Raw genomic sequence first — 24,472 nt, forward strand, 5'->3', positions numbered from 1 at the left:
CAGCTGACAGGCTATCGGCCGAAGTCGCGCGGTCTTTAGCGGGCAACGACGGGGCGGGCGGGGTAAAATCCCGGCCCATGTCCGATCACGCCCACCATTTCCCGGTCCTTGCCCTCGTCGCCATCGGTGTCGGCGCCGCCCTCGGCGCCTGGCTGCGCTGGTGGCTGGGTCTGCGGCTCAACCCCCTGTTCGCCCACATGCCACTGGGCACCCTCGCGGCCAACCTGCTGGGGGGCTACCTCATCGGCGTGGCGGTGGCGTGGTTTGCCCTGCGCACCGATCTGCCGCCCGAGGCGCGCCTTTTCATCGTGACCGGCTTTCTTGGCGGGCTGACCACCTTCTCGTCCTTCTCGGCGGAGGTCGTCCATCTCATCGATACCGCCCGCTACGCCTGGGCTCTGGGCGCCGCCGCGCTGCACCTGGGCGGCTCCCTGTGCATGACCGCCCTCGGGATGTGGACCGTCCACGTCCTGCGCGCTTGACCCCCGCTTTCCTGCAGCACCTCCGAATGGCTTCTCCGCAAGACTCCCAAGATCCCTATCGCCTGCTCGAACACTGCCTGTCGGCCGACCGCCCGCGCCTGCGCCGGGATCTGCGCAAGCTCGCCCGCCGGCCGCGCACCCTGGCTGACGTGCCGGAGGCCCTGCGCCTCGCCATCGCCGATTCCGCCGCGAAGCTGATCGCCCGCCGCGAGGCGCTGCCGAAGCCGGATTTCCCGCCGGATCTGCCCGTCAATCAGCGCAAGGACGAGATCGCCGCGGCGATCCGCGACAATCAGGTGGTGATCGTCTGCGGCGAGACCGGCTCGGGTAAGACCACCCAGCTACCCAAGATCTGCCTGGAGCTCGGCCGTGGCGTGTCCGGCCTCATCGGCCACACCCAGCCCCGGCGGATCGCCGCCCGGGCCACCGCCACCCGCATCGCGCAAGAGCTGAAGAGCGAGCTCGGCGCCACCGTCGGCTTCAAGATCCGCTTCACCGACCGCATCGGCCCCCAGAGCTACATCAAGCTGATGACCGACGGCATCCTGCTCGCCGAAACCCAGGGCGACCCGCTGCTGTCGGCCTACGACACGCTGATCATCGACGAGGCCCACGAGCGCAGCCTCAACATTGATTTTTTGCTCGGCTACCTGCGCCAGCTGCTCGTCAAGCGGCCGGACATGAAGCTGATCGTCACCTCGGCCACGCTCGACGCCGAGCGCTTCGCCCGCCACTTTGGCACCGCCGACAAGCCCGCGCCGGTGATCGAAGTCTCCGGCCGGCTCTACCCCATCGAGATGCGCTACCGGCCCGTCGAGCGCGACGAGCCCAAGCCCGCCCGCCCGGGCGAACCCACCCCGCGCCAGGACAGCCGCGGCCCCGACCGCGACCTCTACGACGCGCTGGTCGATGCGGTGGACGAAGCCCAGCGCAGCGGCCCCGGCGACGTGTTGGTCTTCCTGCCCGGCGAGCGCGAGATCCGCGAGGCCGCCGAAGCCCTGCGCAAGGCCCACCACGCCGCCGGCACCGAGATCCTGCCGCTCTTCGCCCGCCAGTCGGCCCAGGAGCAGGCGCGGGTGTTCGCGCCCTCCAGAGGCCGCCGGGTGGTGCTCGCCACCAACGTGGCCGAAACCTCGCTCACCGTGCCGGGCATCCGCTACGTGGTGGATACCGGCCTCGCGCGGGTCAAGCGCTACAGCCACCGCAACAAGGTCGAGCAACTGCAGATCGAGAAGATCGCCCAGTCGGCGGCCCGTCAGCGCGCCGGCCGCTGCGGCCGGGTGAGCGACGGTATCTGCTTCCGGCTCTACGACGAGGACGACTTCAACAAGCGCCCGGCCCACACCGATCCGGAAATCCTGCGCTCGTCCCTGGCCGGGGTGATCCTGCGGATGAAGTCCCTCAAGTTGGGCGAGGTGGCCGAGTTCCCGTTCATCGACGCGCCCCTGCCGCGCATGGTGGCCGACGGCTACCAGCTGCTGGCCGAGCTCGGTGCCGTCGAAGAGACCGAGGGCGAGGCGGTGATGAACCTCACCCCCATCGGCCGCGAGCTCGCCAAGCTGCCCCTCGACCCGAAGATCGGCCGGATGATCCTCGCCGCGCGGGATCGCGGCAGCCTCGCCGAGGTGCTGGTGATCGCCGCGGCGCTCTCGACCCAGGACGTGCGCGAACGCCCGCCCGAGCGTCAGGCCGCCGCCGACCAGGCCCACGCCCGCTTCCGCGGCCCGGAGCAGGAGCATAAATCCGAGTTCCTGTGGTACTGGAACCTCTGGAAAGCCTGGGAGGAAGTCCAGCGCCACGAGACCTCCAGCAAGCAGAAGGCGTGGTGCAAGAGCAACTTCCTGTCGTGGCTGCGTCTGCGCGAATGGCGCGACGTGTTCACCCAGCTCCACACCCTGTGCGCCGAGCACAGCTGGAAGGAGAATGACAAGCCGGCGAGCTTCGAGGACATCCACAAGGCGCTGCTCACCGGCCTGCTGGGTCATGTGGGCTGCAAGATCGAGGACGCCTCGGGCCCCGCCGCCGGCAGCTATCTGGGCGCCCGCGGCATCAAGTTCTGGCCGCATCCGGGTTCCGCTATCGCCAAGAAGGCCGGCAAGTGGATCATGTGCGCCGAGCTGGTGGATACCTCGCGGCTGTTCGGCCGCTGCCTTGCCCGCATCGAGCCCGAGTGGCTGGAGGAAGTGGGCGGCCACCTGCTCAAGCGCCACATCTCCGAGCCCCACTGGTCGAAGGCCAGCGGCGCGGTGCGCGGCTGGGAGCGGGGCGCGCTGTACGGCCTCACGGTGTATCCGCGTCGCGGCGTGAGCTACCGGGAGATCGACCCGGCCCTGTGCCGCGAGCTGTTCATCCGCGAAGGGCTGGTGCAGGGCGAGATCGCCGAAGGGCCGGCCCGGGGCATGGCTTTCCTCGGCCACAACCGCCGGCTGATGGCCGAGATCGAACGGCTGGAGCACAAGTCCCGCCGCCCCGACGTGCTGGTGGATGAGGAGCTCATCTACGCCTTCTACGACGCCAAGCTGCCGCCCGAGGTGCTCGACCTGGCCAGCTTCGAGGCCTGGCGCAAGGCCGCCGAGAAGAAGGCGCCCAAGGTGCTGCAGCTCACCCGCGACCAGCTGATGCGCCACGACGCGGAAGGCATCACCACCGATCGCTTCCCGTCCAGCCTCGAGGTGCTCGGCCAGAAGCTCAAGCTCGCTTACCTGCACGAACCCGGCGAGGCCGACGACGGCGTGACGCTCACCGTGCCGATGGCGATGCTCAACCAGATTCCTGCCAACCGCTGCGAATGGCTGGTGCCCGGTCTGCTCGAAGAAAAGGTCACCGCGCTCCTGCGCACCGTGCCGCAAAAGCACCGCCACCGCCTGCAGCCGATGGCCGACAGCGCGGCGGACTTCATGGCAAAGTTCGAGGCGGGCGAGTTCGACCTGGACGACCCGCTCATCAAGGCGCTGCAGCGTTTTGTAGAAGAGCGGGTGTCCCTCAAGCTGCCGATGGAGAGCTTCCGGCCCGAGAACCTCAACCCGCACTGCTTCATGAACTTCCGGGTGCAGGACGAGCACGGCCGCATCCTTGGCCAATCGCGCAACCTGGCCGAGCTGCGCACGAAGTTCCGCGACCAGGTGGCACAGCGCTTCCAGAGCGCCCGCATCGTGCCGGCGGCCGAACCCGCCGCCCCGGCCCCGAAGAAGGGTGGCGATGCCCCCAAGGCCGCCGCGCCCGCGCCTGCGGCCGACAAGCAGCTTGCCGGCTTCACCGACTGGACCTTCGGGCCGCTGCCCGAGTTGCTGGAGGTGAAGGTCGCCGGCCGCGAGATCGTCGGCTTTCCGGCGCTCCACGACGACGGCGCCAGCGTCTCGCTGCGCCCCTACGACACGCCGGAAGAAGCCGCCAAGGTGCACCGCGGCGGCCTCGCGCGGCTCTTTGCGCTGGCGCTGTCGGCCCAGGTGAAGGCCATCGAGAAGCTGCCGGGCATCCGCGAACTGGCGCTGCAGTTCATCAGCTACGGTTCCGAGGCGGAGCTCAAGGCCCAGCTCGTCACCGCCACGCTGGAGCGCTGCTGCCTGCTCGAACCGCTGCCGACGGATGCCGACAGTTTCGGCAAGCGCTGCCAGGAAGCCAAGCCGCGCATCACCCTGGTGGCCCAGGAGCTCATGCGCCTCACCGGCCAGCTGATCGTCGAGCACGCCACGCTCACCAAGCGCCTCGCCGGCCTCAAGACCTTTCCGGACGTGGTGGCCGACATCAACGCCCAGGTGGCCAAGCTGATGCCGAAGCACTTCCTCGTCGCGCTGCCCTACGAGCGCATCGCCCAGATCCCGCGCTATCTCAAGGGCGCCACGGTGCGCATCGACAAGCTGCGCAACAACCCCGCCCGCGACGCCGAGCTGATGGCCGACTGGAAGAAGCTCGCCCAGCCCTTCGAGCGGGAATGGCTCGCCAAGGCCAAGGCCGGCGTCACCGACCCGCAGCTGGAGGAGTTCCGCTGGCTGCTGGAAGAGCTGCGCGTGGGCCTGTTTGCCCAGGAACTCCGGACGCCCATGCCGGTGTCGGTCAAGCGCCTGCAAAAGATCTGGGAAAGCCGGCCGCGCTGAGGGGCGGTTTTCTCCGGCGGGTACGCATCCGTGATGCCAGGGTGTGATGAAGTTGGCAGCGCGGAGGGCGACCGGGTCTTGCGCTGCCGATCGACATCTTATAATTTATTAAATATTGTGAACGACATGGCGCTGTCCGGTCGGGCCATGTGGCCGCGACTTTGACGGGCAGGGTTCCATGGGCAACCCAGAACGTGCCGCCGCGCTGTTCAAGCGCTGTTCAAGCTTGGCCTGAGGCGGACGTTATCAAGGGCCAGGATACGGATTTTTCAGGGAGCAGGCCGCCAGGCCGGGCTTCTTGGGGCAAGGGATTCCGCTGGCACAGCCGGAGAAATTCGGCTTGCAGTGGGGGCGAGGAAAACGGGGAGGCTTTTGCCTCCCCGTTTTCCTTTCCACGTTGCCCGGACGCATGCGGCTGGCGTGTTTCACTCAAGAGAACGCGCCCGCCGTCGATAAGACGGGGAGGCCGCTACCGGCCGTCCCGCGCGCCCGAGGACACCGGTGGGGGCTGCAAGACGCGCCACCGCCAATCTCCACTGGTCTGCCCCGATGCAATCTTCCCCCGTTCCGGCCGACGAAGCCGCCCGGCTGCACGCGCTTCGCGCCATCGGCTTGCTCGACACCCCGGCCGATCCCGCCTTCGACAATCTGGTCGAACTGATCCGCTCGGTCTTTGACGCATCCATCGTGGCCATTTCGCTGGTGGATGCCGAGCGGCAGTGGCTCAAGGCCGCCCTGGGCATCGACGTGCGCGAGACGCCCCGGTGCGACGCCTTCTGCGCCCACGCCATCTGCCAGGACGGCCCGCTGCTGGTGAGGGATGCGACAACCGACCCGCGCTTTGCAGGCAATCCGCTGGTCTGCGGCGCGCCGGGCATCCGCTTCTACGCCGGCTTGCCCCTGCGGCCGGTGGATGGGCGGGCGGTGGGGGCGCTGTTCATCGCCGATGCCGCGCCGCGTGTGCTGACCGCGGCCGAGCATGACCGGCTGATCCGCTTCGCTCGCCAGGCGGAGGCGCTGATCCGCCATCATCAGGCGGCGCTGGAGGCCCGGCGCGAGCACGACGCCCTCGAACGCGCCATCGCCCGCAAGCAGGCGGTGCTCAACCGCGCAGCGGTGGGGATCATCCGCATCACCTCGCGGGGCATCATCGAGCAGGTCAATCCCTTCGCCCAGCAGATCCTCGGTTACACGGCCGAAGAGCTGCTGGGCCGCAACGTGCGCGTGATCATGCCCAGCCGCTGGGCCGACCACCACGACGAATATCTCGCCAGCTACCTCAAGGGCCGCCCGCCCAGCGTGATCGGCATCGGCCGGGAGGTGCAGGCCCTGCACAAGTCGGGGCGGACGATCCCGGTGCACCTGGCGGTGAGCGAGGTGACGATTCCCGGCCAGGAGGAGGTGGAGTTCATCGGCATCCTCTCCGACCTCTCCGAGCTCTACCGCGCCCGCGAGCGCGAGCAGGCCCAGCACCGCCTGCTGCACGTGCTGCACCGGGGCATGACCGACTTCGCCACGCTGATGTCCAGCGACCAGCTGTGGTCCTTCCTGAAGGACGCCCTGTGCGACCTGACCAGCAGCGACTACGCGCTGATCGGCGAGGTGGTGCCGGTGGAGGGCAAGCCCGGACTGAAGATCCACGCCATCACCGATCTTTCCTGGAACGAGGATTCCCGCCGGCTGATGGAGCGCCTCAGCTCCGGCGACATGATGCTCACCAACCCGGACTCCATGCTCGGCCGGGTGTTTGCCGGCGGCGAGGTGGTGATGACCAACGACCTCGGCGCCGAGACCCGCCGCACGGGCTTTCCCCACGGCCATCCGCCGCTGCACAACTACCTGGGTGTGCCCATCGTCGATCAGGGGCAGGTGATCGGCATGTACGCCATCTCCAACTCCCGCAACAGGGTGGATGAAGAGCTGCTGGCCTGGCTGGAACCCTTTACCGCCACCTGCGCGCTGCTCATCAACCTTTACCGCCGGATCAACGAGCAGGCCCGTTTCACCCGCGAGCTGGAGATCGCCCACGCGAAACAGGCCCAGGCCAGCCGCGCCAAGACCGAATTCCTGTCGTCCATGAGCCACGAGCTGCGCACGCCGATGAACTCGATCATCGGCTTCTCGCAGCTGCTCCTCAACAACCGCCGCCAGCCCCTGCCCGAGCGCCAGGCCGGGCAGGTGGAGCAGATCCTGAAGAGCGGCCAGCATCTGCTCACGCTGATCAACGACATCCTCGACCTGGCCCGCATCGAGGCCGGCCGGCTGGTGTTTTCCATCGAGCCGGTGGAGATCGCCGCGGCGATCGAGGAATCCGTGGCCTCGGTGAGCGCCCTGGCCGAGGCGCGCGGCATCGACATCCGCCTGCCCGCGGTGCCCGGGCGCCATCGGGTGCTCGCGGATTTCACCCGTACCAAGCAGGTGCTGATCAACTTCCTGTCCAACGCCATCAAGTACAACCGCGACGGCGGCCGCGTCGAGCTGGGCTGGGCGCCGGTGGAAGATGGGGGCCTGCGGGTCGAGGTGCGCGACACCGGCATCGGCATCCCGGCCGACCGGATCGGCGAACTGTTCCAGCCCTTCAATCGCATCGGTGCCGAACATTCCGGGGTCGAGGGCGCCGGGGTGGGCCTCGCCCTCACCAAGCAGCTGGTCGAGCAGATGTCCGGCCGGGTGGGGGTGGAGAGCGTACAGGGCGAAGGCAGCTGCTTCTGGTTCGAGCTGCCCCTGGCGGCTGGCGACGAGGCGGTGCCAACGGTGGCGCCGGCGGCAGCCCAGCCCCTGCCCGACGACGACGAGGCCCTGCGCCCGCGGGTGCTCTATGTCGAGGACAACCCGGCCAACCAGCGCCTGATGACCGACATCTTCGAGGACTTCGGCCGGGCCCAGCTCAGCTGCGCCCACGAGGCCGCGCTGGGCATCGAGCTGGCCCGCGCCGAACAGCCGGCGCTGATCCTGATGGACATCAACCTGCCGGGCATGGACGGCTACGCCGCGCTGGCCGCCCTCAAGGCCGACGCCGCGACCCGCCACATCCCGGTGGTCGCCCTCTCGGCCAACGCCCTGCCCGCCGACGTGGAGCGGGGCCTCGCCGCCGGTTTTGCCGACTACCTCACCAAGCCGCTGGACTTCAGCCGTCTGTACGCGGTGCTCGAACACCACCTGGGAAACCCGCCCGATGCTTGAAGACTACCTCGCCGACGCCCGCATCCTGGTGGTGGACGACACCCCGGCCAACGTCGAGCTGCTGCTGGACATCCTCGACGACGCCGGCTATCGCAACACCCTGGGGCTCACCGACCCCCGCGAGGTGGCGCCGGAGATCAAACGTTGCCCGCCCGATCTGGTGCTGCTCGATATCCGCATGCCGCACCTGTCGGGCTTCGACGTGCTGCGCCAGATCCGCTGGCAGCTGGGGGTGATGGCGCCGCCGGTGGTGGTGCTCACCGCCCAGACCGACCGGGAGACCCGCTCAGAATCCCTCGAGCTGGGCGCCATCGACTTCCTCAACAAGCCCTTCGACCAGGGCGAGGTGCAGCAGCGCATCCACAACATCCTGGTGGCCCACTGCCAGTCCCGCGATCTGCGCGGCCAGACCGAACTCCTCCAGACCCTGGTGGATCGCCAGACCGCCGAGCTGCGCAGCATCGCCCTCACCGACAGCGCCACCGGCCTGCCCAACCGGCGGGCGGTGCTGGCCAAGGTGGATGGCCTGCTGGCCATCGCACGGCAGGTGGCGGTGTTCTTCATCGTGGCCGACGAGGTGGAGGACATCGCCCGTCTGCAAGGCTACCCGGCGGCAGAGCGGCTGCTCCAGTCGCTGGGCGAGCTGGCGGGCGGCAGCCCGGTGGCGCAGGGCGGCATCGTCGGCTGCTGGGGCAGCAGCGAGCTGGTGCTCGTCCAGCCGTCCGACGACCCGGCCGCGCTGGAGAAGACCGCCCAGCGCCTGCTGCGCCTGCTCGAAGGCGACCACCGGGTGGACGACCTGCTGCTCGCCACGCCGATCCGCATCGGGATCGCCCATTCCAGCGACGGCATCACCGGCTCCATGGATCTGCTGCGCAAGGCCGCGGCGGCGATTCCGGCGCGCTTTGCGGGCGTGGTGGGGCGTTACGGGCCAGGGCTGGACGAAGCGCTGGCGCGTCGCCGGCAGCTGCGTCAGGCGCTCAAGCAGGCGGTGTCCGGCAACGAGCTGGCGCTGGTCTTCCAGCCCAAGATCGACCTCGCCAGCCGCCGCCTGATCGGCGCCGAGGCGCTGCTGCGCTGGCACTCGGCCAGCGTCGGGGCGGTGCGGCCGGACCTGTTCATCCCGCTGGCCGAAGAGACCGGCGACATCCTCGCAATCGGCGACTGGGTGCTGGACGAGGGCATCCGCCATCTGAGCGGGTGGCACGAGGCCGGCCGGCTGGCCGACGATTTCGCGCTGGCCCTCAACGTGTCGAGCCGGCAACTGCAGCACGACGGCTTTGTGGACGGCGTGCTGCGCCGCGTGGCCGAGTCGGGCCTGCCGCCGGCGCGGATCAAGATCGAGGTGACCGAATCCGGCTTCATCCACGACCTGAAGGAAGCGCAGGCGCGCCTGGGTGCGCTGCGGGCGGCGGGCATCGGCGTGTCGATCGACGATTTCGGCACCGGCTATTCGTCGCTGTCGTATCTCAAGTCGCTGCCGGTGTCGGAGCTGAAGATCGACCGCAGCTTCGTGCGCGAGATCGGCCACGACGCCGACGACCAGAAGCTGGTGGAGACGATCATCGTGATCGCCCACCTGTTCGGCTGCTCGGTGGTGGCCGAGGGGATCGAGACCGAGGCGCAGCTGGAGGTGCTGCGCCGGCTGGGCTGCGACCAGGGGCAGGGCTACCTGTTCTCGCCGCCGGTGTCGGTGGAGGACTTCGGCCGCATGCTGTAGTCGCCGGGGCTGATTTGATGCAAAAACAGCAACAATGATCGGCTCATTGTTGCTGTTTTTGTTTGAACAGGGCGCCGGCTGGCGCCCCGGGTGAGGCTTACTGCTCGCCGCCGCGCTTGCCCTGATGCTCGCGGGCGAGGCGCTGCTGAACCTCGTTGGGGGCCGGCTCGTAGTGGCTGAAGGCGATGCTGCAGCTGCCGTCGCCACCGCTGATCGACTTGAGGCGTGACTCGAAGCCTTCCATCTCGGCCATCGGCACCTGGCTGGTGATTTCCGTCCAGCCCGGCTGCGGGCTGTCGGTGCCGGTGACGCGGCCGCGGCGGCCGGAGAGCTCGGCGCTGATGCCGCCGAAGTGCTCGTCCGCCACCCGCACCGTGAGGGTGATGAGCGGCTCCAGCACCACCGGGCGGGCGCCCTGGACGGCTTCCTGCACCGCGTGGCGGGCAGCGGTGACGAAGGAGATTTCGTTGGAGTCGACCGCGTGGTGCTTGCCGTCGAACACCGTCACCTTCAGATCCTGCAGCGGGAAGCCCGCCATCACGCCTTCGGCGATGGCCTGGCGGACGCCCTTCTCGACGGCCGGCATGAAGTTGTAGGGGATGGTGCCGCCCTTCACTTCGTCGGCAAGCTCAAGGCCCGCGCCCCGTTCGAGGGTCTCGACGCGCAGGGCGACCTCGCCAAACTGGCCGGCGCCGCCGCTCTGCTTTTTGTGGCGATAGCGGGCTTCGGCGCTGCCGGCGATGGTCTCGCGGTAGGGGATCGCCGGCGGGCGGGTGCCGAGGCTGAGGTTCCAGCGGGTCTTGAGGGCTTCGAGCACGGTCTTGAGGTGCACGTCGCCGAGGCCGCGGATGACGGTTTCCTTGGCCTGGATGTTGTGCTCGACGGTGAGGCAGGGGTCTTCGTCGAGCAGGCGGTGCAGGGCTTCGGAGAGTTTCTGCTCGTCGCCGTGCTTCTCGGGCTGCAGCGCGAGGCCGAACACGGCCTGCGGGTAGCGCGGCGGGGCGAGGTGGAAGTGGTCTTCGTCGTGGGAGTCGTGCAGCACGGCGTCCCGGTGGATGTCGTCCACCCGCGCCACGGCGCAGATGTCGCCGGGAATGCCCACGTCGATCTCGGTCTGGGTCTTGCCCTGGATGCGCAGCAGGTGGCCGACCTTGAAAGGCTTGCGGGCGTCGCCGATGAACAGCTGGGTGCTCGGGGTGACCGTGCCCTGGTGGATGCGGAACAGGCCGAGCTTGCCGCGGAAGGGGTCGTTGCTCACCTGGAAGACGTGGGCGATGACGTGCTTGTCGGCGTCGGTGGTGGCGGTGACCGCTTCGGCGGCCGGGCCTTCACCCTTCAGGAAGCGCGGCGGGTTGCCTTCGGTCGGGTCGGGCAGCAGACGGCCCATGATGTCGAGGAGCTCGGTGACGCCGGCGCCGCTGCGGGCGGAGGTGAAGCACACGGGAATCAGGTGGCCTTCGCGCAGGGCGATCTCGAACGGGTCGTGGAGCTGCTCGGGCTGGAGGGATTCCCCCTGCTCTAGGTAGAGGGCCATCAGGTCTTCATCGACCTCGACCACCTGGTCGACGATGTTGTCGTGGGCGGCGCGGACGGTGGAGAAGGCCGGCTGGGCGTCGTAGTCGGGCTTGAAGAAGCAGTCGATGACGCGGCTGCCGTCGGCGGTGGGCAGGTTGATCGGCAGGCATTCACGGCCGAAGGTGGCGGTGATGCGCTCCATCAGGGCGGCAAAGTCGACGCCCGGGGCGTCGATGCGATTGACGACGATCATCCGGCACTTGTCGGCGGCGGCGTCCATCACCTTGCGGGTGACGGTCTCGACACCGGCGGCGGCGTTGATGACCACCACCGCGGTCTCGACCGCCGGCAGGGTGGCCAGCGCGCGGCCGAGGAAATCGGGCAGGCCCGGGGTATCAAGCACGTTGACCCAGTGTTCGGCCCATTCCAGGTGGGCGAGGGCGCTGTTGAGGGAATGACCGAAGGCTTTTTCCTGCGGATCGTAGTCGCTGACGGTGTCGCCCTTTTCGACAGACCCGGCGGCACTGATGGCACCTGCGGCGGCCAGCAGTTTTTCCAGCAGCGTGGTCTTGCCGCTGCCGGACTGGCCGAGGAGGGTGAGGTTGCGGATGTCGCGGACCGAGGTGGGTGTCATGCTTGCTCCCTTTGCAGTTATTTTTGAAAGCCGAAACACGAGATTCCGGAAGTATCTGCCTGCAAGGCCCGCAGAACAACGATCCAGGTCAACAAAGCGGCGCTACCACTCGAAGCCGCGGCGCTGGGGGGCGGGTGCTGCATCGCCGCTGCTCAGACCCGGGAGAAACTCGCGCAGGGCGTCGTCCTCGGTGCGGTAGGCGGCGTGGGGAGCGAGGTCGTTCCACAGGCCGGTGCGCTCCAGCACGTCGATGACCTGCTTCTTGAGGCCGCAGCAGGCAAGCTGGCGGCCATCGGCCAGCAGCTGGCGGCGGACGCGGCGCAGGGCCTCGACTCCGCTGGCGTCGATGGCGTTGATGCCGGCGCAGGAGAGCACCAGCACCGCCATCTGCGGCTGCCCGCGGCAGGCGGCGAGCACGGCGTCTTCAAAGGTGGCGGCGTTGACGAAGTGCAGCGGGCCGTCGAAGCGCAGGATCGCCACCTGCGGGTGGGGCGGCGGCAGGCCGAAACGCGCCGCGTCGCGCCAGGTGCCGTCCGGGTGGCGGCCGAGCAGGGCGACCCGTGGCGTCATGCTGCGGTAGATCAGCAGCGCCAGCGACAGGAAAAGCCCGGCGAGGATGCCGATCTCCACGTGGGGCGCGAAGGCCAGCGTCGCCACGAAGGCCACCGTGCCGGCCAGCCCGTCGTCGCGCCCGGCCTGCCAGGCTTCGCGCAGCTGGGCGACGGACAGCAGCTTGGCCAGGGTGACGAGGATCACCGCCGCCAGCACCGGCCGGGGCACGTGGGCGATGGGTTCGGGCACCAGCAGCAGCGCGCCCAGCACCACCAGCGCGCCCACCACCGAGGCGAGCCCGGTGCGGGCGCCGGCTGCCAGCAGGAAGGCCGAACGGCCGAACGATCCGCTTACCGGATAGGCCTGGCACACCGAGGCGGTGAGCTTGGCCAGGCCCTGGCCGATGAGCTCCTGGTTGCCATCCCAGCGCTGGCCGGTGCGCGCCGAGGCCAGCTTGCAGCTCGACATGGCCTCGATGAAGCTCACCAGCGCCAGCACGAAGGCCGAGGGCAGGAGGTCGGTGATCTGCGCCCAGTCGGCCTTGGGCAGGGCGAAGGCGAGGGTCTGCTCCGGCAGCCGGCCGACCACCCGTCCGCCGGTGGCTTCGAAATCCGTCAGCCAGCCCACCGCGGCCAGCCCGGCCACCACCGCCAGCACGCCGGGGCCGCCAACCTTGAAGCGCTGGAGCACCAGCAGCAGCACCACCGCCAGCCCGCCCAGGGCGGCGGAGGGCAGATGCACGTCGGGCATGGTGCACGCGATGTCGACGATCGCCTCGACGAAGGGCTTCTGCCCCGCCGAGGGCAGGCCCAGCAGGGTGGGCAGCTGGGCGGTGATGATGAGCAGCGAGCAGGCGTTGATGAAGCCGTGGAGCACCGGGTGCGACAGCAGGTCGGCGAAGTGGGCGAGGCGCAGCAGCCCGAAGGCCAGCTGCAGGATGCCCGCCAGCAAGGCCAGTTGGACGGCCAGCAGCAGCCAGGTTTCGGAGCCGGGCAGGGCCAGGGGCGAGAGGGCGGCGGCGGTGAGCAGGCTGGTGAGGGCCACCGGGCCGGTGTTGAGCTGGGCGGACGAGCCCCACAGGGCGCCGACGATGGACGGCAGCAGGGAGGCGTACAGCCCCACGTAGGCGGGCAGACCGGCGAGCTGGGCGTAGGCCAGGGCCTGGGGGATCGCCACCAGGGCCACCGTGAAGCCGACCACCAGATCGTTGCGCACGGTGGCCGCGTCGAGCTGGCTGCGCCAGGCGAGAAAGGGCAGCAGACGGCGCAGCAGCGGGGGCAGGGCAGGGGGCATGGCGGGCGTTCCGGTTCGGGCGGATCGGCGGGAATCCAAAAGTTTAGCGTGCTGGCATGGCGCCGGTCACGCGGGCGGATGCCTTGACCGTGTCGGCCTTCGGTGCCACGTTAAAGAAAGGCACCTGCCGGGACGATAACCCGACAGATCAACGTGACGCGTACGTCGGATTTCCGCTTCTCCATGACCCCCGCAACTGGAATGACTCTCCCGGTGATCCACCTGATGCCGAACCTGCCCCATGTTGCCGCCGTCTGCCCGCAGGTCGCTGGCGCGATATCCGCTGCGAGGGTGCGCGCCCGTGGATAGCCGGATCATCCGGGTTGTCCTGATCTACGCGGTGTTCGCGTCGGGGTGGATCCTGTTCTCGGATCTGCTGGTGACGAGCGTGCTGTCCGATCCCCAGGCAATCCACCGGGCCAGTACGGTCAAGGGCTGGGTTTTCGTGGGGGTGACCTCGCTGCTCCTGTGGGGCCTGCTGCGGCGGCTCACGCAGTCGGGGGCCGCGGGCGTCGCGCCGGCCGAACCGCTGCCGGGGCTGGCACGCTGGCGATCACTGGTGCTGCCGCTGGTGCTTCTGTCCATCGGCGTGGTCGCGCTGGGTTACCTGAGCGTCCTCTTCATCGTGAAGCAGCATCGGGCCGAGGAATACCGTCGCATCGAGGCGATTGCCGACCTGAAGGTCGGGCAACTGGCGATGTGGGTTAACGAGCGGCAGAGCGACGCCCTGGTGATCGAGCGCAACGCAGGGCTGCGGGAGCTGCTTGCCCGGTGGCAGCGGGATAACGACGGGCGGGCCAAGGCGTCGCTGCTGTCTGCCATCGAAGCGATCCGCGACACGTACCGCTACGCCCAGGCGGCGCTGGTGGACGCCGACGGCAAGGTGGTGCTGAAGACGGGGGGCGAGCTCGTGCCCGCCCCGCAGTTGCTGGATGCGGCGCGGCGGGTGGCGACCCGCCCCGATGGGCCTGCGCCGATCCGTTTTTTGGGTGATCCAGGCGACCAGGGCTCCGTGCCGGTGACCCTGGATTTCCTCGCCCGTCTGAGCATGCCTGAAGCCGGCCGCGCGGTGGCGGTGATCCTGCAGGCCGATCCGGCCGTTTTCCTCTACGAAAGCCTGAAGCGCTGGCCGGTGCCCAGCGACTCGGCCGAAACCCTGCTGCTTCAGCGGGAGAACGGCAAGCTGCGGCTGGTTTCGCCGCTGCGTCACCCGCCTTCGCCGCCTTTTGGCCAGCAGATGCCCCTCGATGACCGGGACACCCTGTCGGCGCGCATCGCCAGCGGGCCGGCGGCGCTGGGGGTGCCCATCGAGGCCGAGGATTACCGGGGCGTTCCGGTGGTCGGCATGGCCCGCGAAGTGCCAGGAACCGACTGGGTGCTGGTGGTGAAGATCGACGTCAGCGAGATCAAGGCGCCGACCAGCGGCTACATCTGGTCCATCGCCCTGGCTGCCGGCTTTGCACTGCTCAGCATCGGCGTGGCGGCGGTGCTGCTGTCCCAGCGCCGGGCGCTGGTGATTGCCCGGGAGCGGGATGAACGCCAGACCCGTCAGCTGCGCGAGTTGCGCCTGCTCGACGCGATCGCCAACGGCTCCACCGATGCGATCTTCGCCAAGGATGTGGAGGGCCGCTACCTGTTTGCCAACCGCGAGGTGGCCCGGATCATGGGCACCACGCCGGCCGGGCTGGTGGGGCAGATCGACGACACGTTCTTTCCGCCCGCCGAATCCGCCGCCATCCGTCGGCAGGACCGCGTGGTGATGGAGACCGATTCGGTTGCGACCTGGGAAGAGGCGCTGACCACCGCCCACGGCACGCTGATCTTCCAGACCACCAAGGGCCCGCTCCATGACGAGACCGGCAAGGTGCTGGGGGTGTTCGGCATCGCCCGCGACATCACCGAGCTGCGCCACGACGAGCAGGCCCTGCGGGAGCGGGAGGAGATCTTCAGCGCCATCGTCAGCCAGGCGGCCGACGGCATCGTGCTGCTGGATACCGAGACCCTGCGCTTCGTCGAGTTCAACGACGCGGCCTGTCAGGGGCTGGGGTATTCGCGCGAGGCCTTCGCTGCGCTCACGGCGCTCGACATCCAGGCGACGCTGACCCCCGAGCAGGTGAAGAGCGTGATCCGTGACCTCGTCGAGCACAAGGGGGGGCTCAACGTCGATCACCAGCATCGCTGCGCCGACGGGAGCTGCCGCGAAGTGGAGCTGAGCTACCGGCCCATCGAGATCCGCGGTCGGCAGTATCTGGCCGGCGTGTGGCGCGACACCACCGAGAAGCGCCATGCCGCCGAGCAGCTGGTCAAGCTGTCGCTGGCGGTGGAGCAGAGCCCGGCCAGCGTGATCATCACCGACACCCGCGGCTGCATCGAGTACGTGAATCGCGCCTTCGAGCGGACCAGCGGCTACACCTGCGACGAGGCCATCGGGCGCCAGGTGGGCTTCGTGAAGTCCGGCCTCACGCCGCCCGAAACCTACACCGCGCTGTGGGCGGCGCTGAAGGCCGGCCAGCCGTGGGAGGGCGAGTTCATCAACCGCCGCAAGAATGGCGAGGAGAGGGTGGAGTTTGCACGCGTCTCGCCGATCTTCCGGGACGGCGGCGAGGTGACCCACTATCTCAGCATCCAGCAGGACATCACCGAGCGCAAGCAGGTGGAGGCGGAGCTGGCCCGCTACCACGACCAGCTCGAACAGCGGGTCGCCGAGCGCACCCGCCAGCTCGAAGAGACGAATCTGATCCTCTCCCAGCGTTCCGCCGAACTCGAAGAGGCAAAGGAGCAGTCCGATGCGGCCAACCGGGCGAAGAGTGCCTTCCTCGCCAACATGAGCCACGAGATCCGTACCCCGATGAACGCCATCATCGGCCTGACCCATCTGCTGCGCCGCAGCGTGGCCGACCAGGAAGCCCAGGTTCGCCTGCAGAAGGTGAGCGACGCGGCCGGCCACCTGCTGACGATCATCAACGACATCCTCGATCTGTCGAAGATCGAGGCCGGCAAGCTGACCCTCGACGACGTGAACTTCCGCCTCGAGGACGTGGTGCGCAAGGCCTGTGCCCTGGTGGCCGACCGGGCCTACCAGAAGGGGCTCGAGCTGGTGGTGGACATGGGCGACGTGCCCGACCGGCTGCGCGGCGACGCCACCCGCCTGGGGCAGATGCTGCTCAACTACCTGGGTAACGCGGTCAAGTTCACCGAGCAGGGGGTGATCCTGCTCAGCGCCCGGATCGAGGAAGAAAACGACGATTCGGTGCTGCTGCGCTTCGAGGTCATCGATACCGGCATCGGCATCGAGCCGGAAGTCCGGCAGCGCCTGTTCAAACCCTTCGAGCAGGCCGACGGCTCCACCACCCGGCGCTTCGGTGGCACCGGGCTGGGGCTGGCGATCACCAGTCACCTGGCCCGCCTGATGGGCGGTCAGGCCGGCGTGGATAGCGAACCCGGCCGGGGCAGCAACTTCTGGCTCACCGCCCGCCTCGTCAAGGGCGCCAGCAGCGTGTGGCGCACCCGTCCGCTGCCGGCGCTCCACGCGCTGGTGGTGGACGACCTGGCCGCATCCCGCCAGGTGCTGGGCTCGATGCTCACCACCCTGGGGATGCGCGTTGCCAGCACCGATTGCGGCGCCGACGCGCTGACGCAGGTCAAGAGCGCGGTGGCCGCTGGCGACCCCTACGATCTGGTGCTGGTAGACGACGGCATGCCGGGCATGGACGGCAGCATGGTCGTGGCGCAGATCGGTCAGCTGGGGCTCAGCCCGGCGCCCCGCTGCATCCTGCTCACCGTTGGCGACAGCCCTGGCAAGCGCGAGGAAGCCCGGGCCTGCGGGGCGAGCGGGGTGATCGCCAAGCCGGTCAGCCTCTCCGATCTTCACGACGCGATCCAGTCGCGCTTCAATCAGGTCTCGGCCCAGGAAGCGATGCCCCTCGATCAACTCCCCGGTGAGACTGCCATCGCCCGGGATCACGCGGGTGCCCACGTGCTGCTGGTGGAAGACAGCCTGATCAACCAGGAGGTCGCCCTGTCGCTCCTCGAAGGCGTCGGCCTGAAGGTGGATGTGGCCTGCAACGGCGCCGAGGCCGTGGCCAAGGTCGGCCGGGACGCCTACGACCTGATCCTGATGGACATGCAGATGCCGGTGATGGACGGCGTCGAGGCCACCCGGACGATCCGCGGCGCGGGTTACCGGGATGTGCCCATCGTCGCGATGACCGCCAACGCCTTCGGCGAGGATCGCCAGCGCTGCCTGGATGCCGGCATGAATGACCACCTCTCCAAGCCGGTGGACCCCGCTGCCCTATACGCCACGCTGATCCAGTGGCTGCCCCGGCGTACTCCGGCGCCCAGCCCGGCCGCGCAGCCCGAGCCAGCGCCTGCGCCCGAACCCGCCTTCGCCCCGGCGCCGGCCGCCCCCGACGGCCCCGAACCCGACATCCGCACCCGTCTGGAGCGGGTGCCCGGCCTCGACGTGGCCTACGGTCTCAAGAACCTGCGCGGGCGGATTCCCAACTACCTGCGCCTCCTGCACAAGTTTGCCGACGGTCACGTCGACGACCCCGAGCGCATCCGCGCCGTGCTGGCTGCGGGCAACCAGCCGGAGCTCCGGCGCCTCGCCCACTCCCTCAAGGGCGTGGCCGGCATGATCGGCGCGGTGGGCGTCCAGCAGCTGGCCGCGGAGCTGGAAGCCGCGATCCGCGAAGAGCATGACCTCGCTGTGGTGACTGCCCGGCTTGACGACGTGGCCCTTGCCCAGTCCGCCCTCGTGGCAGCCATCCGGGCCCTGCCGGCCGACGTGCCGCCCGAGGCCGTCGCCCCCGACCCTGCTGCGGTCGAGCAGGCCGTGGTGCGGATCGACGCGCTCCTGGCCGACGGCAACGTGGCCGTACAGCGCATGGTGCGCGATTCCGCCGCGCTGCTGGCGGCCCGCCTGGGGGCCGACATGGGCCGCTTCGAGCAGGCGATTGAAGGCTATGACTTCGTTGCAGCCCGGGCGATCCTGGATGCTCACAAGCCCTGATTGACCGGGCCGGGCTTTCGGTGGATGCTGGCCGGCCGTTTTTCGTCAGCCCCCGCGTTTTCCGATGACTTCGTCCCAAGCCAATCCGCCGACGCCAGCGTCGTACTGGACCCTCATCCTGGCCGCCTCTGCGGTTCTGATGGTGACCGTGGGCGTGCGTCTGTCCCTCGGGCTCTACGTGTCGCCGATCAACACCGCCACCGGCATCGGCATCACCGGCATCAGCTTCGCGATGGCGGTGTCGCAGTTCGTGTGGGGGGCGTCCCAGCCGGTATTCGGCGCCATCGCCGACCGCTACGGCCCGGCCGGATCGCTGTTTGGTGGCGCGGTGCTGATGGCCCTGGGGCTGGCGCTTACGCCCTTCGTCGAGAGCGAGTTCGCGCTCACCGTCACCGTCGGCCTGCTGGTGGCCGCTGGCGCCGGGGCGGGCAGCTTCTCGATCCTGCTGGGCGCGGTGTCCCAGCGCCTGCCGGCTGACAAGCGGGCGTTTGCGTCGGGCTTCATCAACGCCGGCGGGTCGTTCGGGCAGTTTGTCTTTGCGCCCCTGTCGCAGTTTTTGATCGGCGCCTACGGCTGGGTGACGGCCCTGTTCAGTCTCGCCGCGGTCACCCTGCTGACGATTCCGCTGTCGTGGCCACTGCGTCACAAGGCCGAGCACCCGGCGGGCGGCGCGGCGGTGAGCATGAGCCTCACCGAACAGTTGCGCGTCGCCTTCCGCGACCGCAGCTACTGGTGCCTGCACGCGGGCTTCTTCACCTGCGGCTTCCACATCGCCTTCCTCGTCACCCACCTGCCCGGCGCGGTGGACCTGTGCGGCCTGCCGGCCAGCGTGTCGGCCCTGTCGCTGGCGCTGATCGGACTCGCCAACATCGTCGGCAGCCTGTCGGCGGGGGCGCTCGGGCAGCGTTACCGGATGAAGTGGCTGCTGGTGTGGATGTACGGCTCGCGGGCGGCAATGGTGGGCATCTACCTCGTCTCTCCCAAGACCGACCTGACCTTCTACGTCTTCGCCATTGGCCTGGGCCTCACCTGGCTCGCCACCGTGCCGCCCACCGCCGGGCTGGTGGGCAAGCTGTTCGGCCTGCGCTACCTGGGCACGCTGTTCGGGCTCACGCTGCTGTCCCACCAGATCGGCGCCTTCTTTGGCGCCTGGCTGGGCGGCATCGCGCTGGTGGAATCCGGCAACTACGACTGGATGTGGTACGCCGACATGGTACTGGCGGGCCTCGCCGCGCTGGTCAATCTGCCAATCCGCGAGGAAAAACTGCAGCCCGCCGCCTGCGGCGCCCGCTGATCACCCGTCCTGCCGCTTGAACGGCAGGTGCTCGGTGAGCTCGTCCAGATAGCCATCTACGCCGTCCCGTTCCTGGGCCAGAAAGCGCCGAACAGCATCCCGGAAGCGTGGATCGGCGATCCAGTGGGCGGAGGTCGTGCGCACCGGCTCCAGCCCGCGCGAGAGCTTGTGCTCGCCCTGGGCGCCGCCCTCGAAGCGGGCGAGGCCCTGACGGATCGCGTAGTCGATGGCCTGGTAGTAGCAGGCCTCGAAGTGCAGGCAGGGGATGAATTCGGTCGCGCCCCAGTAGCGGCCGTAGAGCGCCTCGGCATCCTGTAGAAAGAGGCTGGCTGCCACCGGCTGGCCAACGCGTTCGGCGATCATCAGCACGCAGGACTCGGGCCGGGCGTGGTGGAAATCCTCGAAGAAGCGCAGCGTGAGATAGGGCGACGAGCGGTGCTCGGCGTAGGTGCGGCAGTAGCAGGCGTGGAAGAACGCCCAGTCGTCCGCGCCGATGGCCGCGCCCCGCAGCACCCGGAAAGTCACCCCCGCATCCGCCACCTTGCGCCGCTCCTGGCGGATCTTCTTGCGCTTGGGCTGGGCGAGGCGGGCGAGGAAGTCGTCGAAATCCCGGTAGCCGGCGTTCTGCCAGTGAAACTGCACCCCGTGACGGATCTCCAGCCCGGCCTCGGCGAGCCAGCCGGTTTCCTCTTCGGTGGGGAACAGCACGTGCAGCGACGACGCGCCGGAATCGCGCACCTGGGCGATCACCCGGCTGATCAGCGTCCGCCGGCTCGCCTCATCCACCCCCAGCACCCGCAGGCCCGGCACCGGCGTGAAGGGCAGGGCCGACAGCCACTTGGGGTAGTAATCCAGCCCGTGGCGTCGGTAGGCATCCGCCCACGCCCAGTCGAACACGTATTCGCCGTAGGAATGGTGCTTGAGGTACAACGGCATCGCCGCCAGCAGCCGCGGGCCGTCCCACAGCGCCGCGTGCTGCGGCACCCATCCGGTGCCCGGCGCCACGCAGCCGCTGGTTTCCAGCGCCGCCAGAAAGGCGTGGGACAGGCAGGGCTGATCGCCAGCGAGGGCATCCCACTGATCGGCGGGGATCTCGGCGATGGCGGGGTGGAGGCGGAAATCGTGGAGCACCGTGGTGTCGCGGTCGGTAAAGACAGGCGCTTACTGTTGCCAATGGTGGCCCGTCGTCGGGTTGCAGACGTCTTAGTTGCCTGATTGCGTCCAGCGCTCCGTGCCGATGTCGTAGTGGTAGGTGGTGGGGCGGGCTCTGCCCGGCAGTCCATTGCGGTCGAGCCTGATCAGCGGGCGGCTGAAGCGCAGTTGAAAGCCGGCCGACGTGCCGAGGACGCTGACGTAGCGGCTCGGTGCGGCAGCGTCGTCGTCGTCGTCGAGCGCCACGCCGTCGATATTGCCGACCAGACGCGGCAGGCCGTGCTCGCGCAGGAAGAATACCTGTGTTCCGTAGTGAAACTCGGCAGCGAAATCCACCAGGATGACCTGGCTGCCGGAGCGGGGTAGGGCGAAGACGGTGAGGTTCGCGGTGTACGCGTCGCCGCCGCCGAACGGGCTGCGGAAGCGAATGTGCTCGCCGTTCGGATCGTGATGCACGGCGATCAGGCGCAGCCCCGGGTTCTTGCCGCGATCCATCTCCGGATCCCGGCAGATGGCCAGGATCAGGCCTTGAACTGCTTGGCGTGCGACCCGGCAGTCGGTTAGGCCTAGGCGGCTGCCATCAAAACCCACTGCGTCGGCCGGTGCTAGTCGGGCGGCCGGAGCGGTGATGGGACGGGCGGGCGCAGGCGGAGCGTCGGGCCGTGCGTCTTCCGCGGAAAGGCTTGTGGCAATGATCACGCCTAACAGGGAGGCAAGGCGATTCATCGAGTGCGGGCTCATCCGGCGATCTCTTTGTGGAGTGGGCATTCACCAAATACGCGGAGGGGGCTCAGCCGGTTTGCCAGGCCGAGCCCCGCCTGGGCTTTGGTGCGGATTTCAAAGTGGAGGTGCTGGTCGTTCGCGGGCATCCCCTTGGCGTTTCCGCTTTCCCCCGATGCCGCGATTTGATCGTTACCTTTGACGGCATCGTCCTCACGCACGAATACCTTGAACAAATGGGCATAAAACGCGTACAGCGTGGCCTCCTCGAACTCGAACTCGAGGCATAACTGCAGGCCGTAGTCGCCTTTGTCCCGCACGAAAGCCACGCGTCCGTCGGCGATGGCGTAAACGGGGGTCTGGACTCTGGCCGCAAAATCCCAGCCTTGATGCGGTTTGGGCGTGCCGTCAGCGAACTTGCGCACCATGCCGAAGGTGTTGTTGGTCGAGCATCGACGGATGATGTTGCTTTGCAGCGGCCAGAAGATCGTCGTCATGTCCTGCTCCTTTTGGAGTGATGGCGGGGATGGCTTTCCCCGGGATGAGTGCATGCAATCAATTTATGTCATATCGCGTGCGAATTCCATGTCCGGATTGCGGGGATCCGCCCGTTGATCGATGTGCGCGAGCGGGGCCTGGGCGCTGGCTGCTGCGTGCGGGGCGGATCGTGACTGGGCGCCTGCGGTATAGTGTCGCCCCATGAAAACCCCACTTTGCGTCGCTGTCGCCCAGATCAATGCCGTCGTGGGCGACATCTCCGGCAATGCGCGCCGGATACTGGAAGCGGTGACCCGGGCCAAGGCCGCGGGCGCCGATGTGGTCCTCACCCCTGAACTCGCCCTGTGCGGCTACCCGGCCGAGGATCTGCTCCTGCGGCCGGCCTTCATCGACACCTGCGCCGATGAGCTGGCGGCCCTCGCCACCCAGGTGCAGGGCATCACCGTGCTGGTCGGCTATCCGGCCCTTTACGGCGGCGAGCGCTACAACGCCGCCGCGGTGATCCGCGACGGGCGCATCACCCACACCTACTTCAAGCATCGCCTGCCCAACTACGAGGTGTTCGACGAAGAGCGCTACTTCGAGCCCGGCACTGAAGCCTGCGTGTTCGAGCTGAAGGGCGTGAAGATCGGCGTGAACATCTGCGCCGACGTGTGGGAAGCCGGCGCCGCCGACGGTGCCCGCGAAGCCGGCGCCGAGCTGCTGCTGGTGCTCAACGCCTCGCCCTTCCACATGAACAAGCAGCAGCTGCGCTACGACGTGCTGCGCGAACGCATCGCCGACACCGGCCTGCCGGTGGCCTACTGCAATCTGGTGGGCGGGCAGGACGAACTGGTCTTCGATGGCGGCTCCTTCGCCCTCGACCAGGACGGCAGCCTTGCCTGGCAGGGCGCGATGTTTGCCGAAGAGCTTTCGCTGCTCCGCTTTGCCGACGGCGCCTGGCAGGATTGCAGGTTGCCGGACGTGCGCCCCGTCGAGGCTGACGTGTATCAGGCGCTGGTGCTCGGCGTGCGCGATTATCTGGGCAAGAACGGTTTTCCCGGCGCGCTGATCGGCCTTTCCGGTGGCGTGGATTCGGCGCTCACCCTGGCCATCGCCGTCGATGCCCTGGGCGCCGACAAGGTGCGCGCGGTGATGATGCCGTCGCCTTATACGGCCCAGATGAGCCTGGACGATTCCCGCGAGATGGTCCGCCGCATCGGCGTGCGCTACGACGAGATCGCCATCGAGCCCGCGATGAAGACCTTTGCCGCGATGCTGGCGCCGCAGTTTGCCGGCCTCCCCGAGGATACGACCGAGGAGAACCTCCAGTCGCGCATCCGCGGGATGATCCTGATGGCGCTCTCCAACAAGACCGGCGCCATCGTGCTCACCACCGGCAACAAGAGCGAGATGGCCACCGGCTACGCCACGCTCTACGGCGACATGGCGGGTGGTTTCGCGGTCATCAAGGACATCTACAAGACCTTCGTCTATCGCCTGTGCGCCTGGCGCAACGCCCAGCCCGGCGGTCCGGTGATCCCCGAGAACATCCTCACCCGTCCGCCTTCGGCCGAGCTCAAGCCCGACCAGTGCGACCAGGATTCCCTGCCGCCTTACGAGGTGCTCGACGCCATCATCGCGGCCTACATGGAAGACGACCTCTCGCCCCGCGAGATCGTCGCCCAGGGCTACCCGGAAGTGGACGTGTACCGCGCCGTGGCGATGCTCCGCCGCAACGAGTACAAGCGCCGCCAGTCGCCGCCGGGGGTGCGCGTCACCCAGCGCGGCTTCGGCAAGGACTGGCGTTACCCGATCACGTCCCGCTACCGCGACGCGTGAGCCTTCCCCGTCGCATCCCGATGGCCCGGCCAGGCACGCCCCGGGCCGGCCTTTCGGGCTAGAATGCAGAATCGTTTCCTGGAGACCGCCAATGAAAAAAATCGAAGCCGTGATCAAGCCCTTCAAGCTGGATGAAGTCCGCGAGGCCCTGTCCGAAGTCGGCATCACCGGCCTGACCGTCACCGAAGTGAAGGGTTTTGGCCGGCAGAAGGGTCACACCGAGCTCTACCGCGGCGCCGAATACGTCGTGGATTTCCTGCCCAAGATCAAGATCGAGGTGGTGGTTGCCGGTGACGTGGTCGAGCAGGCCGTGGACGCCATCGTCAAGGCCGCCCGCACCGGCAAGATCGGCGACGGCAAGATCTTCGTGATGCCGGTCGAGCAGGTCGTCCGCATCCGCACCGGTGAGACCAACGAATCGGCGATCTGATCTGCACACAGATCAGCCCAAGGCAGAAGGCCCGGTCATGCACCGGGCCTTCTGCTTTCCGGCGCCCCGC

Annotated in this window: 13 protein-coding genes; 8 read left to right on the top strand and 5 right to left on the bottom strand. The window is 68.6% G+C overall.

Annotation, left to right across the window (positions count from 1 at the left end; all coding sequences use genetic code 11):
- The first annotated feature begins 77 nt into the window (after positions 1-77).
- The 4 genes from crcB (at position 78) to GH681_RS09500 (ending at position 9,479) form a co-directional block, all read left to right on the top strand.
- The gene (gene crcB / locus GH681_RS09485) at positions 78-482 is read left to right on the top strand and encodes a fluoride efflux transporter CrcB (protein WP_153161233.1); all 405 of its coding nucleotides are present in this window, start codon (positions 78-80) and stop codon (positions 480-482) included.
- A gap of 26 nt (positions 483-508) precedes the next feature.
- On the top strand, positions 509-4,576 hold the full coding sequence (gene hrpA, locus GH681_RS09490) for an ATP-dependent RNA helicase HrpA (protein ID WP_153161234.1): 4,068 nt from the start codon (positions 509-511) through the stop codon (positions 4,574-4,576).
- Positions 4,577-5,125: 549 nt separating this feature from the next.
- Positions 5,126-7,759: an ATP-binding protein gene (locus GH681_RS09495; RefSeq protein ID WP_153161235.1), complete on the top strand. Its 2,634-nt coding sequence runs from the start codon at positions 5,126-5,128 to the stop codon at positions 7,757-7,759.
- On the top strand, positions 7,752-9,479 hold the full coding sequence (locus GH681_RS09500) for a bifunctional diguanylate cyclase/phosphodiesterase (RefSeq protein WP_153161236.1): 1,728 nt from the start codon (positions 7,752-7,754) through the stop codon (positions 9,477-9,479). Before GH681_RS09495 ends, GH681_RS09500 begins: the two co-directional genes overlap by 8 nt.
- A gap of 97 nt (positions 9,480-9,576) precedes the next feature.
- On the opposite strand, the gene fusA is transcribed toward GH681_RS09500, so the two are convergent.
- Together fusA and GH681_RS09510 are read right to left on the bottom strand one after the other, a co-directional pair.
- A complete protein-coding gene (fusA, locus tag GH681_RS09505; protein ID WP_153161237.1) occupies positions 9,577-11,628 on the bottom strand; it encodes an elongation factor G in 2,052 nt (683 codons plus the stop codon).
- A gap of 102 nt (positions 11,629-11,730) precedes the next feature.
- Positions 11,731-13,473 carry a SulP family inorganic anion transporter gene (locus GH681_RS09510; RefSeq protein WP_153161238.1) on the bottom strand — a complete coding sequence of 581 codons (1,743 nt, stop codon included), beginning with the start codon at positions 13,471-13,473 and terminating at the stop codon, positions 11,731-11,733.
- A 301-nt stretch (positions 13,474-13,774) separates the two neighbouring features.
- Here GH681_RS09510 and GH681_RS09515 point away from each other — a divergent pair, with 301 nt between their 5' ends.
- A complete protein-coding gene (locus tag GH681_RS09515; RefSeq protein WP_153161239.1) occupies positions 13,775-18,487 on the top strand; it encodes a PAS domain S-box protein in 4,713 nt (1,570 codons plus the stop codon).
- Between the two features lie 64 nt (positions 18,488-18,551).
- A complete protein-coding gene (locus GH681_RS09520) occupies positions 18,552-19,781 on the top strand; it encodes an MFS transporter (RefSeq protein ID WP_153161240.1) in 1,230 nt (409 codons plus the stop codon).
- Here GH681_RS09520 and GH681_RS09525 read toward each other — a convergent pair whose 3' ends face one another.
- The 3 genes from GH681_RS09525 to GH681_RS09535 all read right to left on the bottom strand — a co-directional run bounded on the left by GH681_RS09525 (position 19,782) and on the right by GH681_RS09535 (position 22,150).
- Entirely contained in the window at positions 19,782-20,912 is a 1,131-nt protein-coding gene (locus GH681_RS09525; RefSeq protein ID WP_153161241.1) for a GNAT family N-acetyltransferase, read from the bottom strand.
- Positions 20,913-20,984: 72 nt separating this feature from the next.
- Complete coding sequence (locus GH681_RS09530; protein WP_153161242.1) at positions 20,985-21,428, bottom strand: hypothetical protein; 444 nt, start codon at positions 21,426-21,428, stop codon at positions 20,985-20,987.
- 242 nt (positions 21,429-21,670) lie between these two features.
- On the bottom strand, positions 21,671-22,150 hold the full coding sequence (locus GH681_RS09535) for a M23 family metallopeptidase (RefSeq protein ID WP_194271193.1): 480 nt from the start codon (positions 22,148-22,150) through the stop codon (positions 21,671-21,673).
- A 202-nt stretch (positions 22,151-22,352) separates the two neighbouring features.
- Between GH681_RS09535 and GH681_RS09540 the strand changes: the two genes are divergently transcribed.
- Together GH681_RS09540 and GH681_RS09545 are read left to right on the top strand one after the other, a co-directional pair.
- On the top strand, positions 22,353-23,972 hold the full coding sequence (locus tag GH681_RS09540) for an NAD+ synthase (protein WP_153161244.1): 1,620 nt from the start codon (positions 22,353-22,355) through the stop codon (positions 23,970-23,972).
- A gap of 91 nt (positions 23,973-24,063) precedes the next feature.
- Complete coding sequence (locus GH681_RS09545) at positions 24,064-24,402, top strand: P-II family nitrogen regulator (RefSeq protein WP_153161245.1); 339 nt, start codon at positions 24,064-24,066, stop codon at positions 24,400-24,402.
- Positions 24,403-24,472: the final 70 nt, after the last annotated feature.

The organism is Zoogloea sp. 1C4, from assembly GCF_009469605.1.
In the GTDB taxonomy this organism is placed as follows: Bacteria; Pseudomonadota; Gammaproteobacteria; order Burkholderiales; family Rhodocyclaceae; genus Zoogloea; species Zoogloea oryzae.

Coding starts and splice junctions, on each gene's coding strand:
- crcB (WP_153161233.1), top strand. CDS start 78: ATGTCCGATCACGCCCACCATTTCCCGGTCCTTGCCCTCGTCGCCATC.
- hrpA (WP_153161234.1), top strand. CDS start 509: ATGGCTTCTCCGCAAGACTCCCAAGATCCCTATCGCCTGCTCGAACAC.
- GH681_RS09495 (WP_153161235.1), top strand. CDS start 5,126: ATGCAATCTTCCCCCGTTCCGGCCGACGAAGCCGCCCGGCTGCACGCG.
- GH681_RS09500 (WP_153161236.1), top strand. CDS start 7,752: ATGCTTGAAGACTACCTCGCCGACGCCCGCATCCTGGTGGTGGACGAC.
- fusA (WP_153161237.1), bottom strand. CDS start 11,628: ATGACACCCACCTCGGTCCGCGACATCCGCAACCTCACCCTCCTCGGC.
- GH681_RS09510 (WP_153161238.1), bottom strand. CDS start 13,473: ATGCCCCCTGCCCTGCCCCCGCTGCTGCGCCGTCTGCTGCCCTTTCTC.
- GH681_RS09520 (WP_153161240.1), top strand. CDS start 18,552: ATGACTTCGTCCCAAGCCAATCCGCCGACGCCAGCGTCGTACTGGACC.
- GH681_RS09530 (WP_153161242.1), bottom strand. CDS start 21,428: ATGGATCGCGGCAAGAACCCGGGGCTGCGCCTGATCGCCGTGCATCAC.
- GH681_RS09535 (WP_194271193.1), bottom strand. CDS start 22,150: ATGACGACGATCTTCTGGCCGCTGCAAAGCAACATCATCCGTCGATGC.
- GH681_RS09540 (WP_153161244.1), top strand. CDS start 22,353: ATGAAAACCCCACTTTGCGTCGCTGTCGCCCAGATCAATGCCGTCGTG.
- GH681_RS09545 (WP_153161245.1), top strand. CDS start 24,064: ATGAAAAAAATCGAAGCCGTGATCAAGCCCTTCAAGCTGGATGAAGTC.